Genomic DNA, 15353 nt, shown 5'->3' on the forward strand with positions numbered 1-15353 from the left:
TCAGCCCTCTCAAGGCTGAAACAGGGGTTCGATTCCCCTAGGGAGCGCCAGTGATCTTCGCTTCATTTTGATTATCCTTCGGTTTTTGACAGTTTCCCCAAACCGACAGAAGAGGTTTGGGGAAATCTGTTCGCCTTGTGGTCTTCAAGCTTTAAGATTGCGCGGCGGCCACCGCGACGGCGGTCCGCCTCGCGCGTGTAACGTTCAGCCTCGGCCAATGTCAGGTGGCCCAGCGCTGCCATGATGTCATGAGCGGTCGCGCCGGCATCCGCCAGAAGACGCCCGAAGGTCTTGCGCAAACCATGCGGCCGACAATCGAGCGGAAGTCCGGCTTCGGTCATCGCGCCTCGCATCCACCCGCTAAAACCATCCACGGTGAACGGCTTGCCCCACTCAGTGGTCAAAATGCAGAAATGTCGGCGGGGTAGGGCGGCGAGGGCTTCTCGCAGCGACTTTGCTTTCTCGACAACTACGGGAACGCCCGTCTTGCGGCGTGTATACTCAAAATCATCGGCGTCGGCCTGCACCCACGTTATGAGGTGCGTGTCGATGCGTGCAGTACCCACATTGAGCATCAGCTCATAAGCGGCGCGCTGCTTCGTGCCGACGGTCCAACGCTCCTCAAGAGCCTTTATCTCGGCGTCCGTCCAGGCGCGAATTTCTTTCGATCGACCGCGCTTGATGCCATCGGACGGATCGACCGCAAGCCATTTAAGATCATCCTTCGCGTGACGAATTAAGATACGAAGCTTCTTAAGGGTGTCGATTTTTGCGCCCGGCCTGTTGTGAAGCGGCTTGAGAATCTTCTCCTCAATGCGATCTTTCGTGAGGCCGGCAACTGCTCGGTGGCCGTGATCGCGCCTTATCTGATCCAGACGGCTACGATAGCCACTCTTGCTGCCATCGCCGAGCGACGCGAAAGCATCACTGCTCAAATAGGATGTCACGAGCGCGCCGATTGAACGTGATGCATCCTTGGCGATCGCCGGCCTAGCCGCCGCCTGGCCTGCAACAGCGGCGGCGTAAGCGAGCCTAAATTCGTCCGAATCGGGATCACCGGGAAGCTTAGTTCGCGGTCCCTTGCCCATGCGATACGAAAGGTAAACGCGACCCTTGACGATGTTCTTATCGACGTTTGGTGGCAATTTGCGACGCATTACTAATCATCCCAGCCATCTTTTGAAACGCTGCTCTCATCGCCTTCCAAAGGCAGCCCATCGATCGCTTGATCGAGTAGTCTCACGTCCCACGCCTTTCGCCCGGCGGTGAGGAGCCGCGGTTTAGGCATCCGCCCCTCCCGCACCATGATGTCGAATGTGTTCGGCGCGACTGACACATAAGCTGCAGCGGCCTCGCGCCCAATTAGGCGGGGGGCAAGCGTCGGAGGTAGTGCGAGTTGGCGCGCCATTGGCTCAATCCCCAGCCTTGAACCGTCGAGATGGACTTTGCGGCTGCCGTACTTCGCCCGAGCTTAGCTTTGCATGGCCTGGCCTAAACCTCTTCTTGCCGTCGATCTCCAATTCGGAATCGGCAATTGCCATTCCCGCAAGTGCAGCGCGCGATAAGTACAGTAAATTTACGCTGATGCTTATTGCGCGGTTCCGAAGCATGGTTTCCGCACTAGTCTGGGAAGTAAGAAGTTCAACCTTCACCTGGCCCGACGAGGTAGCAGGAGGTCTAATATTCAAGACGGGGTAATCAGTTCGCCCCGGCCAAATCTTTCGCTCAATTTTTGAGATCAATTCAGAAGGCCACAAGACTTCTCTTTTGGTCAGCGGGACATGAAAAAGCACCTCTAGGAGCGGAGCGGCTTTCATCGCAGCATCAACTGCGAATTGAGCGGACAAGCCCGAGCGCGTTAGGTCATTAACGAGGCTAACAACAAAGATGTCGATAATTGAAAACTTATTCCATTTACCGCCGCCCGAGGTTTCAGGAAAGAGGCCGTTTCGATTGCGCCAGGCGCGAAAAGTGTCCGACCCACAGCCTGCTCCAGCGATGAGCGTCGAGGTGAAATAGAGTTTGTCGGTGACAAGCACGACAGCAAAGCAACCTTCTTCAGAAGCGTTGCAATTGTAACGTTTCTCTTAAATCGTGACAAGTGTCTCACTTTGAAAAGCGGTTTATCGAGCCGGCCGGCGACCTTGAGAGTGGAATTCCGTAGGTTAGCGAATGGCTTAGCTTGGCCTATGCTCGACTGGCAGAGTGGTCTCAGTCCTCCAGTGCACCAGCTTTGTCGCTTCTTCGTCGTGCCGCTTCCTGTCAATGGCCCCAGCAACGTAGTCCGGGGAGACTGAGCAAGAATTACTCGTTAGCGGAGGCAGGCCGGTGCGAGCCGGCCGATTGCGAGCGGAGGCTGTATATTGGTCCAGAAGGCCGCTAGAGCAACCTGGATGCACTGCAGGAGGGCTGCGAGGGTGCCGTCGGCAAGGAGCAAGCGTCTTTGCGAGCGCGGCCAGAAACGCGTCGAAACCCAGGATGTTGAGCACGCGGGTGAAGTTGTAGCAGAGCGCCATCAGGCTCCACTCGCCGCGGACCTTGTCGAAGCCGCGGACCAGGAAATGACGATAGCCGGCACGGCATTTGAGCGTGCCGAACGGATGCTCGACGATGCCAAAACGACGGCGCATCAGCTCGCCTGCGCCCTGCATCCGCGTGCGATGACGTTCAAGAACGCTTTCATGCTCCCAGCGACCGATCGTCCGGTAGTCCGCGTTCGACGGTAAGCGGAGCTTTTCGTAAGCGGAGCTTTTCTCCCATTTGATTGACTGGTTTCGCTTCGGCTTTCGCTCTGCGATCCTTGGCTTGTCAGAGAGCCGAGAGGAGACTGAAGGCGATGGAACAATCGGGGGAGGAAGCTGAAGCTGATGGCTTTGTGGGGAAGCTTACGCGCCGGACGCGTTCTGGAGGCCGGTTATGGTCTGCGGAGATCAAGGGGCGCGCTGTTTTCGAGAGCATGAAGCCCGACGCCCGGGTATGTGATGTCGCACGGCGTTATGGTGTGAAGGCCCAGCAGTTGACGACGTGGCGCAGATTGGCGCGTGCTGGCCGGCTCGCATTGGTCACGGACGACGCGGCGGATTTCGTGTCGATCGAGCTGAGCGATCCAGTGGCGTCAGGCAAGAGCGAGGGGCCCGTCGAGATTACGATTGGCAAGGTTTCGGTCCGCCTGGATGCGGACGTGTCGGCGGTGCGGATCGCGGAGATCGTGACTGCGATCGAGCGCGGCGCATGATCATTCCGGCGCAGGGACTGCGGATTGTGCTTGCTGTGCGTCCTGTTGACTTCCGGTGCGGGCACGACGCGCTGGCCGGTCTTGTGCAAAACACGCTTGGGCTCGATCCGCATTCGGGCCTGATCGTGGTTTTTCGTTCGAAGCGCGCCGACCGGCTGAAGATTTTGCTATGGGACGGCACGGGCCTCGTTTTGGTCTACAAGCGCCTTGGCCGCGATGGTCGTTTCGAGTGGCCGCAGATCAGCGACGGCGTCATGCATCTGACGCGCGTGCAGTTCGAAGCGCTGTTCGATCACCCATGTTGATGCCCCTCCTTGTTAGGCTGACAGATTCTTAGATCAAGTTGCGCGATGACGTGGTTTCGAAGGTCTCCGATGGCGTGAAGAACGGATGGTGTATTCGGGAAGAGATAGGCGCCGCTGGGCTGGCGATCAATTAGCAAACGCTTGGTTCGGATCTGAACATAGAGCCAGTTTACTGGAATCTCGAGCCTTCGGGCCAGTTCGGGCGGGCTGAGGTATGAGTCGTCATGCTCCCATCGGCTGCGCTGGGCAGTTACCTTGATGGCGGCGGCACGACGGAGCCGCCCAACGGTGATAGGCAGCACCTTATCGGCGCAACGGGGAGAGCGGTGACCTTCCCGAGTAAGGATTGTGGCGATCTTGTCGTCTGGGACGCCGTCGCGAGCGAGCGTCAGAAGGCGTTCCCGCATCTCTGTGCCTCGCGTCAATCTGGTGACGGAGTTGACGCTCATCTTCACTTCGAGCTCCGTCACGGCGCCTCCCCGCCAGACGATCCTAGCCAGGGCCAAGTCGCGCTCACCGCGGTCGAGAACGACCTTTTCGATGAGACATCGCAACAACGCCTTGCGATGCGCATCCGAGATAGTCTCGTCACCCCATATCTGCGGGAGGCGGCCGGTGAGGCTGATGACCTTGTCGTTGAGCTCCTTGCTTATGGCCACTTGTGTGATGGCTTTGGGCGGCGTCTGTCGGGCAAGCGCCTCTTCGGCGGCGCGCACGTCGTTTAGCGCCGCTTCCCATCGACGCTCGAGTTCCGAGGCGACCAACCGATTATCTGGATCAGCTCGGTTGAACTGCCGTTCGGCGAGCGCCGCCGTGTATCGCTTGCGCTCGAGCTCTCGTTCTGCACTGGAGCGTAGCGCATTGTTCGTCTGCTGCTGCACCCGGCGGGAGCGCGACAAGGCATCGAGTTCGGCCGGCGCTAGTGCGGTTAGGAATGCGTCGCCAACGGCTGCATCGATATGGGCGGCGCGGATGTGTTGGCAGGTTGGCTGACCTTCCTGGGTACGCAGGTGATTGCATACATATTCGCCGCCGCCCTTGTAGCGGACGTACATCTTATGGCCACATCGTGCGCACCAGGCAATGCCGTGGAGCAGGAGCTCGCCATTGCGAGGCGCGCCGCGGGTTTTGATGCGCATGTATTCGGCTCGGTTATCTCTGATGACGGATCGGATTTTTTCATAAATTGGCCAGTCGATATAGGCTGGATATCGATCTTTAACGACGATCCGCCACTCCTCCATCGGCCGCGGAGCCTTTTGTGGCAGGGCCCCCTCCCGCTTCGGCGGCCGGAAGCGGGTTCGTCCATAGACAAAGGCGCCCGCGTATGCGGGGTTCTTCAAGATCGCCGCGACGGCAGCCAGCGTCGCGCGCGTCCAGCACAAATCGCCATATCGATCACGACGCGGCAGTTCCAGGTCACGCTCGTTCAACGCTCGCATGACCTTGGCAACGCTGCGCAGCTGCAGGAATAACTGGAAGACGAGACCGAGCCGCCCTTGCACGGCCATGTCGGGATCCTTAACGACCACACCGCTCGGGTCCCGCATCAGCCCGATTGGCAGCATAACCGCAAGTTCGCCGCGTTCGGCTTTGGCCAGCAGGCCGGCGGTCAGCCGGCTGCGGATCGTATGTAGCTCAAGCTCGGAGATCGAACCCTTCAGCCCGAGAAGCAACCGTCCGTTGGGAGTGCCCGGATCATAGACACCATCGCGGTCGGCGATCAGGCAGCCACGTAGACCACAGATATCCAGGAGCGGATACCAGTCGGTACAATTACGCGCCAAGCGGGTCACGTCGATCGACAGGATGAGTCCCACTTCACTCAGGCCAACACGGCCAACGAGTTCCTTGAAGCCGTTACGCTGTGCTATAGACGCGCCGCTCAACCCGAGATCGGCATCAATCACGTCGATGGCCGCCTCACGCCATCCGAGTTCGCGGGCGCGCTGGCGAAGCGCGTATTGAAGGCGCAGGCTCTCCTGATTGCTTACGACCTGATGGGGCGTCGACTGCCGGATGTAGACTACGGCTTTGCGCGCCAAGTGGCTTGGTGTGACCAGCTCGGACTTCATGAGGGATCTCCGCCAAAATTGCGGCGACGTCTTCGACGATCTGGCGTCGGAGCGCGGGCGTCAGCGTCGACCAAAGATCGGCTGGATCCATGCTCATGTGCGTCGGGACAATCCGCTGTCGATAAAAGCTCGAGTAGAGCCTCCATACTCAGCTTAATCTGATTTGCCTCTTGCTCATAATATTCGATTGCGGTTGCTTGAATCAGAAGACTGCTTCCTGCGCGATACTCAACTTCATACGAAGCGGGAATGCCTCGGCCTCGCTGACCGATCTTCCTAATCACTCGATATGAGCGCCCCCACAAAGGATGGTGGGGGTCCCCAACCTCGACCACCTCCGGAAATGATTCGTCAGACTCACTATCAGGGACATTCCTCAATCCCCTCGTTTGAAGGGCTGAACTGGAAGCGAGTGGGCGAACGGATTGTCGCGACGCCAGCTGCGGCGAACTGACTCAGACCCGACAACCTGTTTCGCGCGGGGCTTTGGGATGATAGCTTGCGGATGTGCCGCCGTCCCCCATTGATCCCGCCCGTCTTGCAGCGCTGCCCGCCGATTTGCGCGCGCTCTTCCGCGCGCAGGAAGCGATGATTGAAGCCGAGCGTCGTCGCGCAGACGATGAATGCTCGGCGCGCCTTCATGTCGAGAGTGAACTGGCTGCGTCCAAAGAGAGCGTCGAACGCCTCGAACTGCTCGTGAAGGAGTACGAGCGCGCACGTTTCGGTAAACGCTCGGAGAAGTTCAATCCCGATCAGATGCAACTGGTTCTCGAGGACATCGAGATTGCCATCGCCGAAGTCCAGGAACGCCAGGACGATCGTGCGCGCCGCGCCGGCACGGCGCCGTCCAGCCGCCGGACCAGGCGCGCTGCCCGTGCCTTTCCCGCGCACCTGCCGCGCATCGAGCAGGTGATCGAACCCGAGAACCTCGAGTGTCCCTGCGGCTGCGGCCGGATGGTCCAGATCGGCGAGGATCGCTCCCGCCGTCTCGATGTCATGGCCGCCCAGTATCGTGTGATCGAGACGGTGCGACCGCGCTACGCCTGCGCAAAGGGCTGCACCGGTGTTGCTCAGGCGCCGGCGCCCGCCCATCTCGTGGAGGGTGGCATCCCCACCGAGGCGCTGCTGGCGCAGGTGGCGGTCGCCAAGTTCAGCGAGCACATGCCACTCTATCGTCAGTCGCAGGTTCTGGCTCGGCATGGCATCTTCATCGATCGCGCCGTTCTGGCAGACTGGATGGGAACGGTCGCCTTCCACCTCGCGCCGCTGGTCGAGCGCATGAGCGTCGTGATGAAGCAATCGGGCCGCTTGTTCATAGACGAGACCAGGGCGCCTGTGCTCGATCCGGGCCGGGGCCGAACGAAGACCGGCTATCTGTGGGCTGTCCTGCGCGACGATCGCGGCCACGGCGGCGCTGATCCACCAATCGTGGTCTACCACTACGCGCCAGGACGCGGTGGTGACCATGCTGAGCGCATCCTCGAGGGCTTCGACGGCATCCTTCAGGTCGACGGATACCAGGGCTATCATCGGCTCGCACGGCCCAAGCGCAAAGGCGGCGTGCCGCTGCGGCTGGCCGCATGTTGGTCCCACTCAAGGCGCAAGATCATCGCAGCGACTCCGAAAGCCGGCTCACCCATCGCCGAAGCCGTTCTCGCGCGCATCGCCGCACTCTATGCGATCGAGAAGGAGATCCGTGGCGCCGACGCCCCGGCTCGGCAAACGACCCGTAACGAGCGATCACGGCCGCTCGTCGCTGAACTCGAGAGGTTTCTGCGCGAGCAAGCCGCTCGCCTGTCGCCGGGCAGCGAGATGGGCAAGGCGATCGCCTATCTCCTGAACCATTGGGATGGCCTCACCTTGTTTCTCGACGATGGTTGCGTTGAGATGGACACCAATCCCGTCGAAAATCAAATCAGGCCGCTGACTCTGACGCGTAAAAATAGTTTATTTGCTGGTCACGACGAAGGTGGTCGTTCATGGGCGCGCATAGCTTCGCTCATCGCCACCTGCAAAATCAACAGCGTGGAGCCCTACGTCTGGATGAACGCGACGCTCAAAGCGATCGCAACCGGTCACCCGCAGTCCCGGATCGACGAGCTCCTGCCCTGGTCGTTCGGCCGCACCTCGTAATTCTCCGTCGTTGCCGCCTCCATACCCCCCGCCAACGATTTGCAAACACGTTGATCAACAGACTGCAATCCCCACGCCAAACCTTTGCGAGTGGGACGCGAACGTCGCTTACATTGTATCGACTTCCAAACAAGTGTGATGATCGTCTCATCGCCATCGGTCACGACCGGGACACTGATGCGCGCAAGGGGGACAGCGTGCCTACAGCGGAACAATGCCGCGCTTATGCCGCCGAGTACAAACTACGTACCGCTGATCCGAGGAATTCCGCCCGTCGAGCGACCGTGCTGACGAACATCTCACGGAGTTGGGCAGCGCTTGGGAGCCAGCTTGAGAACCTTGCAGAGGTCGAGAGGTCGGAAGGCGTGTGAGATCGCCTCGCGTCAGGATCGGCTGGCCGGAAACCGCGACTGAAATCTCCAGGGGCAGCGATCTCATCAATCTTCTGCTCCAATAGCGCCCGAATCTAAAGTGCGCATCCTGCTGGGCGGCATCCCGCAGGATGCGGTGTTCAGAGCGGGCAATGGCAGCCATCAGCGGCAGACGTAGCTTCCGTTGGTAAGCACGCGGACACATGCGGTGCCGGCCTCGCCGACAGCCGCACCTCCGGCGACCGCGCCTGGTGGTGCGGCGTGCGACGCCGGCTACAGGCACGTGCGTCAGGGGCCGTCCAACCCGTGCTTCTGCCCCGACTAGCGATAGCGAAAGGCCTTCGTCAGCTGACTAGCCAAGCGAGACACTCCGAGGGCGACCACGGCAACCGCGAGTAGTAGTTTTCCGAGCATGTCGCGCATCGTGATGGTCTCCGTCCTGTGAGAGTGAATTCGGATCGTCCATGGACTCGTGCTCGGACCATCGATCAAGGTCAAGGAACCGCAGAAAATCGTGCAAGCGCGCGTGAAACGCGAGAAGGCATTCAGCCAAATCTGGATAGAGGACGTTTCCCCTGGCCACCTCAGCCAGTTCGGCGCTTTTACTTCTGCATGCAGAGGGGTCGAAGCGTCTCGTTGGTGCTACGCGCCTTCGCGTATTCCATTAGTGCCACCCTGGCTGCTTCCGCTCTGCGCTCGAAAAGTCCGCGTTGACATAACGGCCCCGTTGGCAACGCCGAGCCAACTGACGACGACTAGAACACATGATATTCTCCGCGCACAGCCAGGGCCGCGTAGCTTAGAGCGATGAGCTGCTTAATAAACGCCGCCCAACGCCGTTCGCGGGCTCCATTGGCATATATACAAGATGCCGTCGCCGTTTTCACCAATGAGCCGCGGACGCGGCTGGTGCCGTTGCCGGCTGCGTAATCGGTCCAGCCGGTGTAGCCGTGGCCCCACGGCCCTCCGAAGTAATGAGCGCGCATGGCGTACCCGGGCAGACCTGTGCTGCGCGCCAACTCAACTCGAACTGACTCACATCGGCCTCCCGGCCAGATGCTCCATGTATGCGACGAGAGTTCTACGACGTGCGCCACAGCCATCCGATTGCCCTCGTGGTCATTGTACCAAGGGACACGTCGCCGGGACTGACCAGGCTGCGCGCCGCGGCGCCGGGCAATGTTGCGAAAGTTCGATTCGTTGATCTGGCTCAAGCGAAGCCGGGCGGAAAGGCGATGAAGATCGGCTGCTAGACTATGCGTGCGCGTGGCAGATGGATCGTCTCGCAAGCCTCAGCAAGTGCTTCACAAGGAACGCGCCGCGGCAAATGCGACGGCGGGTTCGATTAAGGCAACCACGCCCATGCAGGTTGCATTGCTTCACCCATTTTGCCGCCGTCGTCCATTGGTTGCGAGAGGACGAAACTCTGCGGCGGCGATGGCGCCGACAATGCCGCTATCGCGATATCTGTTTTATGTCGGCGGTGCGTTGCTCGCGCTGCTCTTCGTTGCGGATGCCTGTCTTCCGGATCGGCCCGCTGGACACGGCGGACCCGGTCCCTCGACCGCCATCCGCATCCAATCCGATCGGAAATTGCCGGAGCGGGTCGTTCTTGACACCAGTCAGCCCACGATCGTCCCGACGGAGAGCGCCATGGCCGAGTTTGGTGCCCCGCCGGGCACCGAGTCCCCGAAAACGCGAGCGCCCGAGGCATTCGCTCAGCTTCATCTGCCTGGTGCCGAACGACAGCAATCGCGTCAGTCGACAAGGCCTGAAGCGAAGCCACAGCGGCAAAGCAAGATTGCAAGAAGGCACATCGAAAGGCGCATCCGGCTCGTCGCTCGGCCGCCGCAATATGGCTGGTTCGCCTACCAGGTGTGGTGACCATGCCAAATCTCCAATCGTGCTCGTCTGCGCGATCATGGCAACAACGTTGACCGTTGACGCCGATCAACGAATGCAAGTGGAGGCATTGCCTACTGAAAGGTTCTCAAGTTCGGGAGTTGCTGACATGAGTGAAAGATCGAATTCCGAACGTCTCGATCGCCGCGAGGCTCTTTCGTTGCTGGGATGGGCCGCGGCTCTTGGAATAGCGACATCCGGCACATTCCTGTTTGGAACGGAGTCCCCGGCGCAGACCGTCGGCATGGAACGACGCCAGGAGAGGCGGGGAGCACGCCACGAGCGGCGCTATGAGCGGCGTGTGGGACGTACCGAGCGGCGCGAGGAAAGGCGTGAAGGACGCACCGAGCGACGCGAAGAGCGGCGCAACTAGGACGCCAACATGATCTCAGCGGTTGGTCGACAGATATCCGCTTGATCGCAATTCGGAAGTTGGGCGGATGTCGCAGACCTGGTACGTTACGTTTGAGGTACACAAGCGCGGGACCTTACCGAAGCGGCGAAATCCCCGGGAGACACGCACGTTCGAGAGCGAAGCCGACGCGAGGAATTTCGCGCGAGAGAAGTTCAATGAGGGATTGATCGTCTTCGCAGGGACGCTCAATCCCTTTTTGCCGCGACGGTTGATTCCCTCGAGCGAGATCCCCTCCTGGATCGAGCAAGGCCAAGGCGAGGAGGTTGTCAGTCAGGAGGCCAAGCGCGATCTGGAAGAATAGCCGACGCACCCCATCCAGTCCCTCCCGATGACGAGGACCAAACCCCAGCGGGCAATTGCCCGTATCTGGCTCATGGGGTGCCTGGCTGGCTGCGGTCGCCTGATCTGTGTCATCTATGCGTATTGTTCGGCCAGCGCACATTGACTCATGCAGACGCGATCGCGGAGAGTCATGGCCTTGGTCTGTATATTGTCCACACTTCCGGAGCGGAGCAACCTGATGATCACAGTTCCCGAACTGGTGTCGCAAGGACTGGGCGCGTTTCTGACTACAGAAACCAAGGACCGGTTCGGCGCCTCGCATGCCGGTCTGACCGAACTGCTTCCGTTCGCAGCCAAGTGCATCGGCAATAGCGATGCCCTATATCACAATATCGAGCATACGTTGCTCGTGACCCTAGTCGGGCACGATATCCTGACCGGACGCGCGCTGCTGCGGCCCACCACGGCAAACGACTATGCGAACTTCATTCTGGCATGCCTTGCTCATGACATCGGATATGTTCGCGGGGTCGTTCAAGGCGATGAGGACGAGCAGTTCATTGCGGACGTGAACGGCGGTACCGTTCGTCTACCGCGAGGATCGTCCGATGCGGCCCTCGCGCCATACCATGTCGATCGGTCCAAACTGTTCGTGCTGGAGCGGCTCGATTCTGTCGAGCAGGTGGATGCGGACCGGGTTGCACGGGCGATCGAATAAACCCGGTTCCCCTATACGATGTCTTCCAATGATAGCCTGATCGAAGAGGAGGGCTTGTTGCTGCGGGCCGCCGATCTGATCGGCCAGCTCGGCGATCCCAACTATCTGAGAAAGTCGAATGCGCTGTTCTACGAATTCGAGGAGATCGGGCTCAACAAGACGCTGGGCTATGCGACGCCGGCGGACATCGTCTACAAGTATCCGCAGTTCTATTGGAGCAATGTTGCTCCCCAGATTCAGGCGGCGATACGCTATCTCAACGTGACGTCGCGTGGCCGCCAGTGGATCGCAAGTCTCTATGGCAACGTATTCCGGGCCGAGCGTGAGATGAACCTGTCGGGACCGCAGCCATAACAGCTGCCAATCCCGCCACCCACTTGATCTGGATCAAGATCGCCGCGCGAGAGCGGGAACTAGGCTTGCCTGCAACATGCGTGGCCATGGCTGAAGGCGCGTCCGTGAGAACACTTCGCCAGATCATCTCCGGAGACGAGATCATCCAGCTTGTGATCCGGCTGGGGTTGCTCGCGGTCCTGATCGTCTGGACCCTGCTCCTGGTCCGTCCATTCGTGCCGATCTTGGCCTGGAGTGTCGTGCTCGCCGTCGCGCTCAATCCGGTGTTTCAGCGCCTCGCCAAGCTCCTCGGTGGCCGGCCAAAGCTTGCGGCGGGGATCCTGACCCTTATCAGTCTCGCCATCGTGATCGGACCCGCGACCTGGCTCGGCATGGGCGCAGTCGATGGGATCAGGGATCTTGCCGGGCAAATTACAGCGGGTGAAGTGCTGGTTCCTTCGCCACCTCAGTCGCTCAAGCAATGGCCCCTCGTTGGGCCTCAGCTCTTCGATCTCTGGGATCAGGCCTCGACCAATCTTCGTTCGCTGCTGCGCGAAGTGGTGCCGTATCTCAAGCCCTTCGCGACGACGTTGCTTGGATTTGCGGGCAATGCCGGTGTGGGGACGGTCAAGTTCCTGCTGTCCGTTGTCGTGGCCGGTGTCCTGTTTCCGTACGGCCCGCAGCTCGTCGCCGCGAGCCGCGACTTTCTGTCACGGATCGTCCCTGAACAGAGCGAGCACTTTCTCGACCTCGCCGGTACCACCATCCGTGCGGTGGCCCAGGGGGTGATCGGCGTCGCGATCGTCCAATCGTTGCTGGCCGGTCTTGGGTTCAAGCTGGCCGGCATCCCTAGCGCGGGATTGCTGGCGTTCGTGGTGCTGTTGCTGTCGATCGTGCAGATCGGCGGAGCGATCGTCATTCTGCCGGTCATTATCTGGATCTGGACCGACAAGGAATTTCCGATCGCTCTTCTGCTGACGGTATTTCTCGTGGTCGTGTCGGTGCTCGACAACATCCTGAAACCGCTCATCATGGGACGTGGCCTGACCACGCCCGCACTCGTCATCCTGATCGGGGTGATCGGGGGAACCCTCGTCCACGGCATCATCGGCCTGTTCATCGGACCGATCATTCTGTCGGTAGCCTGGGAGCTGACGGTCGCCTGGATCCGCACTGAACGTGCTCCGCCGGCGCAGCTGGCGGTCGAGCGTTGACCTATAACCAGGAAGAATGACGCCATGGCCGACATAAATTCATCCACCGAGGGCATTCGTACGATACTAGCCGGGACGCTCGGCCGGCTGCGCAAAGCCAATGCGGAATATTTTGATCAGTTGGAGAAGGGCCTGAGCGCCTCGCCGGTGCCGATTGCCAACCAGGCCAAGGAGTTCTGCGGCTACATGCAGCGCAACGCCACCGCGACGTTCGACCTCGGCGAAAAGCTGGTTCAGGCCAGGGACATGCAGGATGCCCTCGTGATCCAGTCCGATTTCTTACTAGATGTGGTTGCTCGCCGATCCGACCAGGAGCATAGGCTAGTACCCACTTTTCTTGGAACGTGAGTCGTGATTCAAGGTCGGGATGATACCCGAAGCAAGAGAAGTCCACCTTTCGAGGAAAGATCGCAAGGTGCTTGAGGCGTGCTGTCGCTCACCGGTGACGTTGCAGCGCGATTTGAAGCGGGCGCGGATAGTTCTGTTGGCGGCGGATGGGCGCAGCACCCGGTCGATCGCCAAGGAAGTTGGGGTCCAGCCGCGGATTGTCAGCCTTTGGCGGCATCGCTATGCCGACCATGGCCTTGAAGGGCTGCAAGACAAGCCGCGGCCTGGCAAGCAGCCGATCTATACGAAGACGACCGACAAGCGGATTCTGAAGCTGCTGGATAAGCCGCCACCGCAAGGGTTTGCGCGCTGGACCGGCCCCCTGCTGGCCGAGGCGCTGGGCGATGTCGATGTCCAATATGTCTGGCGGTTCCTGCGCAGCCACAAGATTGACCTGGTGGCTCGCAAGTCCTGGTGCGAGAGCAACGACCCGAACTTTACGGCCAAAGCCGCCGATGTTGTCGGCCTCTATGTCGCGCCGCCGGCGAAGGCCATTGTGCTGTGCGTGGACGAGAAGCCCTCGATCCAGGCTTTGGAGCGAGCGCAGGGTTATCTGAAGTTGCCCAATGGCCGCGCCTTGACCGGCCAAAGCCACGATTACAAGCGGCATGGCACCACAACATTGTTTGCGGCGCTCGAAGTCGCCACCGGAAAGATCATCGCGACCCATTCAAAACGCCGGCGCCGCGTCGAGTTTCTCGATTTCATGAACAGCGTCACCGCGGCTTTTCCGAACCGCAAGCTTCACGTCATCCTCGACAACCTCAACACCCATAAAAAGAACGAGGACTGGCTCAAGGCCCACCCCAACGTGCAATTTCATTTCACGCCGACAAGTGCGTCATGGCTCAATCAGGTCGAAGTATGGTTTTCCATCTTGCAGGGGCAGTCGCTCAGCGGCACCTCCTTCACGAGCCTCAAGCAGCTTCAGGAACACATCGATGCCTACGTCAACGCATACAACGACAGAGCCGAGCCCTTCGTCTGGACCAAGAAAAAGGTCCGTCAACGCCGTTTCAAAGGCCGCCGTATCACTCAGCTCTGATTCCGGGTACTAGTCCGCGATGAAGGCGGCGACGGGGGCCATTAGGCCAAAGACTTGAGCTGTGCGGCTGCATCGAGTGGGAGATGGCGGTTCAATTTCTTCTTGCCACCTTCATCAGCGTGATCAACATCATGATTCACGCGCTGGTGACCGTTGCGGCGATCGACATTGCCCGCACCGCGGGTTTGCGGCATACGTCGCGGCCTCGATGGCACCTGATGGCCGTGATGGTCGTAACGGCTGTCATTTTAATGGTCGCACACACAGTCGAGGTCCTGGTCTGGGCGTTGGCCTACGCCATAGTCGGCGTGGCACCTGAGGGAAGCGAATTGTTGTATTTCACCTTCGTGAACTACACCACGCTCGGCTATGGCGACGTCACGCCCGTCGAGGGGTGGCGGCTGACGGGGCCGATGACCGCGATGAACGGCATCCTGCTGTTCGGCTGGTCGACCGCCGTCCTGTTCGAGGTGCTGCGCAAGACAATCGAACATCTCGCCGCCATCGCAGCGCCCGGGTTCAATTCTGGAGATCGAGGCTAGCGAGCTGCTGCCGGTCCAGCAGTATGATTTGGCGTTTATTGTTGCCGATGAAGCCGAGAATGCCGAGCTCATGCAGCCGCGACAGTGCGCGGGACACCGTCTCCAACGTCAGTCTAAGATAGTTCGCGATATCGCGCCGCGACCTCGGCAATGCCATGATGCCTGCGGCCGTCAGCCGCTGGTCCATCTCGATCAGGAAGGCCGCGCCCCGCTCAACCGATGTCTTGCGCCCGAGCAACAGCATGTGTTCTCCATGTGCTGAAGGTTGCTGGAGGTCATGATGAGCAGGTTTCGGGCCACCATGGCATCGCGAACGGGAGCGGCAGCGCACAGACCTCCTCCTGGATGCGGACATTGTCCTCGCGCGCGCCAGCGAGACGACGAGCGGTCGGATGA

13 protein-coding genes and 2 pseudogenes are annotated in these 15353 nt (G+C 60.2%); 9 read left to right on the forward strand and 6 right to left on the reverse strand.

The annotated features are described in order from the left end of the window. Positions 1 to 71: 71 nt before the first annotated feature. The 3 genes from J4G43_RS12020 to J4G43_RS55915 all read right to left on the reverse strand — a co-directional run bounded on the left by J4G43_RS12020 (position 72) and on the right by J4G43_RS55915 (position 2846). Positions 72 to 1157 (reverse strand): tyrosine-type recombinase/integrase, encoded by a 1086-nt coding sequence (locus J4G43_RS12020; protein WP_208084928.1) that lies wholly within the window; start codon positions 1155 to 1157, stop codon positions 72 to 74. Positions 1158 to 1412: 255 nt separating this feature from the next. Then, positions 1413 to 2039, reverse strand: a complete 627-nt coding sequence (locus tag J4G43_RS12025; RefSeq protein WP_208084929.1) for a hypothetical protein — start codon at positions 2037 to 2039, stop codon at positions 1413 to 1415. A 138-nt stretch (positions 2040 to 2177) separates the two neighbouring features. Further along, on the reverse strand, positions 2178 to 2846 hold the full coding sequence (locus tag J4G43_RS55915; RefSeq protein ID WP_208089296.1) for a transposase: 669 nt from the start codon (positions 2844 to 2846) through the stop codon (positions 2178 to 2180). Between J4G43_RS55915 and J4G43_RS12035 the strand changes: the two genes are divergently transcribed. Both J4G43_RS12035 and tnpB read left to right on the forward strand, forming a co-directional pair. After that, positions 2837 to 3235 (forward strand): transposase, encoded by a 399-nt coding sequence (locus tag J4G43_RS12035; protein ID WP_026192391.1) that lies wholly within the window; start codon positions 2837 to 2839, stop codon positions 3233 to 3235. The two genes, J4G43_RS55915 and J4G43_RS12035, sit on opposite strands and share 10 nt — an antisense overlap. After that, positions 3232 to 3540: an IS66 family insertion sequence element accessory protein TnpB gene (gene tnpB / locus J4G43_RS12040; RefSeq protein ID WP_060907863.1), complete on the forward strand. Its 309-nt coding sequence runs from the start codon at positions 3232 to 3234 to the stop codon at positions 3538 to 3540. Before J4G43_RS12035 ends, tnpB begins: the two co-directional genes overlap by 4 nt. On the opposite strand, the gene J4G43_RS12045 is transcribed toward tnpB, so the two are convergent. Continuing rightward, positions 3528 to 5615, reverse strand: coding sequence for a recombinase family protein (locus J4G43_RS12045; protein ID WP_049810452.1), 2088 nt, complete (start codon positions 5613 to 5615; stop codon positions 3528 to 3530). The genes tnpB and J4G43_RS12045 overlap by 13 nt on opposite strands. Before the next feature lie 588 nt (positions 5616 to 6203). On the opposite strand from J4G43_RS12045, the gene tnpC reads away from it, so the two are divergent. Then, positions 6204 to 7748, forward strand: a complete 1545-nt coding sequence (gene tnpC, locus J4G43_RS12050; RefSeq protein WP_225005682.1) for an IS66 family transposase — start codon at positions 6204 to 6206, stop codon at positions 7746 to 7748. Between the two features lie 1826 nt (positions 7749 to 9574). On the opposite strand, the gene J4G43_RS12060 is transcribed toward tnpC, so the two are convergent. Then, positions 9575 to 10042 carry a hypothetical protein gene (locus J4G43_RS12060; RefSeq protein ID WP_208084931.1) on the reverse strand — a complete coding sequence of 156 codons (468 nt, stop codon included), beginning with the start codon at positions 10040 to 10042 and terminating at the stop codon, positions 9575 to 9577. A gap of 419 nt (positions 10043 to 10461) precedes the next feature. On the opposite strand from J4G43_RS12060, the gene J4G43_RS12065 reads away from it, so the two are divergent. From J4G43_RS12065 to J4G43_RS12090, 6 genes and pseudogenes are all read left to right on the forward strand, one after another. After that, positions 10462 to 10737 carry a hypothetical protein gene (locus J4G43_RS12065; protein ID WP_208084932.1) on the forward strand — a complete coding sequence of 92 codons (276 nt, stop codon included), beginning with the start codon at positions 10462 to 10464 and terminating at the stop codon, positions 10735 to 10737. A 219-nt stretch (positions 10738 to 10956) separates the two neighbouring features. Then, a pseudogene (locus J4G43_RS12070) lies at positions 10957 to 11790 on the forward strand (HD domain-containing protein). Between the two features lie 86 nt (positions 11791 to 11876). After that, the gene (locus J4G43_RS12075; RefSeq protein WP_208084933.1) at positions 11877 to 12983 is read left to right on the forward strand and encodes an AI-2E family transporter; all 1107 of its coding nucleotides are present in this window, start codon (positions 11877 to 11879) and stop codon (positions 12981 to 12983) included. A 24-nt stretch (positions 12984 to 13007) separates the two neighbouring features. Continuing rightward, positions 13008 to 13331 carry a phasin gene (locus J4G43_RS12080; protein ID WP_225004811.1) on the forward strand — a complete coding sequence of 108 codons (324 nt, stop codon included), beginning with the start codon at positions 13008 to 13010 and terminating at the stop codon, positions 13329 to 13331. A gap of 19 nt (positions 13332 to 13350) precedes the next feature. Continuing rightward, positions 13351 to 14415, forward strand: coding sequence for an IS630-like element ISRj1 family transposase (locus J4G43_RS12085; protein WP_026192128.1), 1065 nt, complete (start codon positions 13351 to 13353; stop codon positions 14413 to 14415). Positions 14416 to 14498: 83 nt separating this feature from the next. Beyond that, complete coding sequence (locus J4G43_RS12090) at positions 14499 to 14957, forward strand: potassium channel family protein (RefSeq protein WP_208084934.1); 459 nt, start codon at positions 14499 to 14501, stop codon at positions 14955 to 14957. Here J4G43_RS12090 and J4G43_RS12095 read toward each other — a convergent pair. Continuing rightward, a pseudogene (locus J4G43_RS12095) lies at positions 14935 to 15266 on the reverse strand (helix-turn-helix domain-containing protein); the annotation flags it as partial. The gene J4G43_RS12090 and the pseudogene J4G43_RS12095 overlap by 23 nt on opposite strands. Between the last annotated feature and the right edge of the window lie 87 nt (positions 15267 to 15353).

It is taken from the genome of Bradyrhizobium barranii subsp. barranii (assembly GCF_017565645.3).
GTDB lineage: Bacteria > Pseudomonadota > Alphaproteobacteria > Rhizobiales > Xanthobacteraceae > Bradyrhizobium > Bradyrhizobium barranii.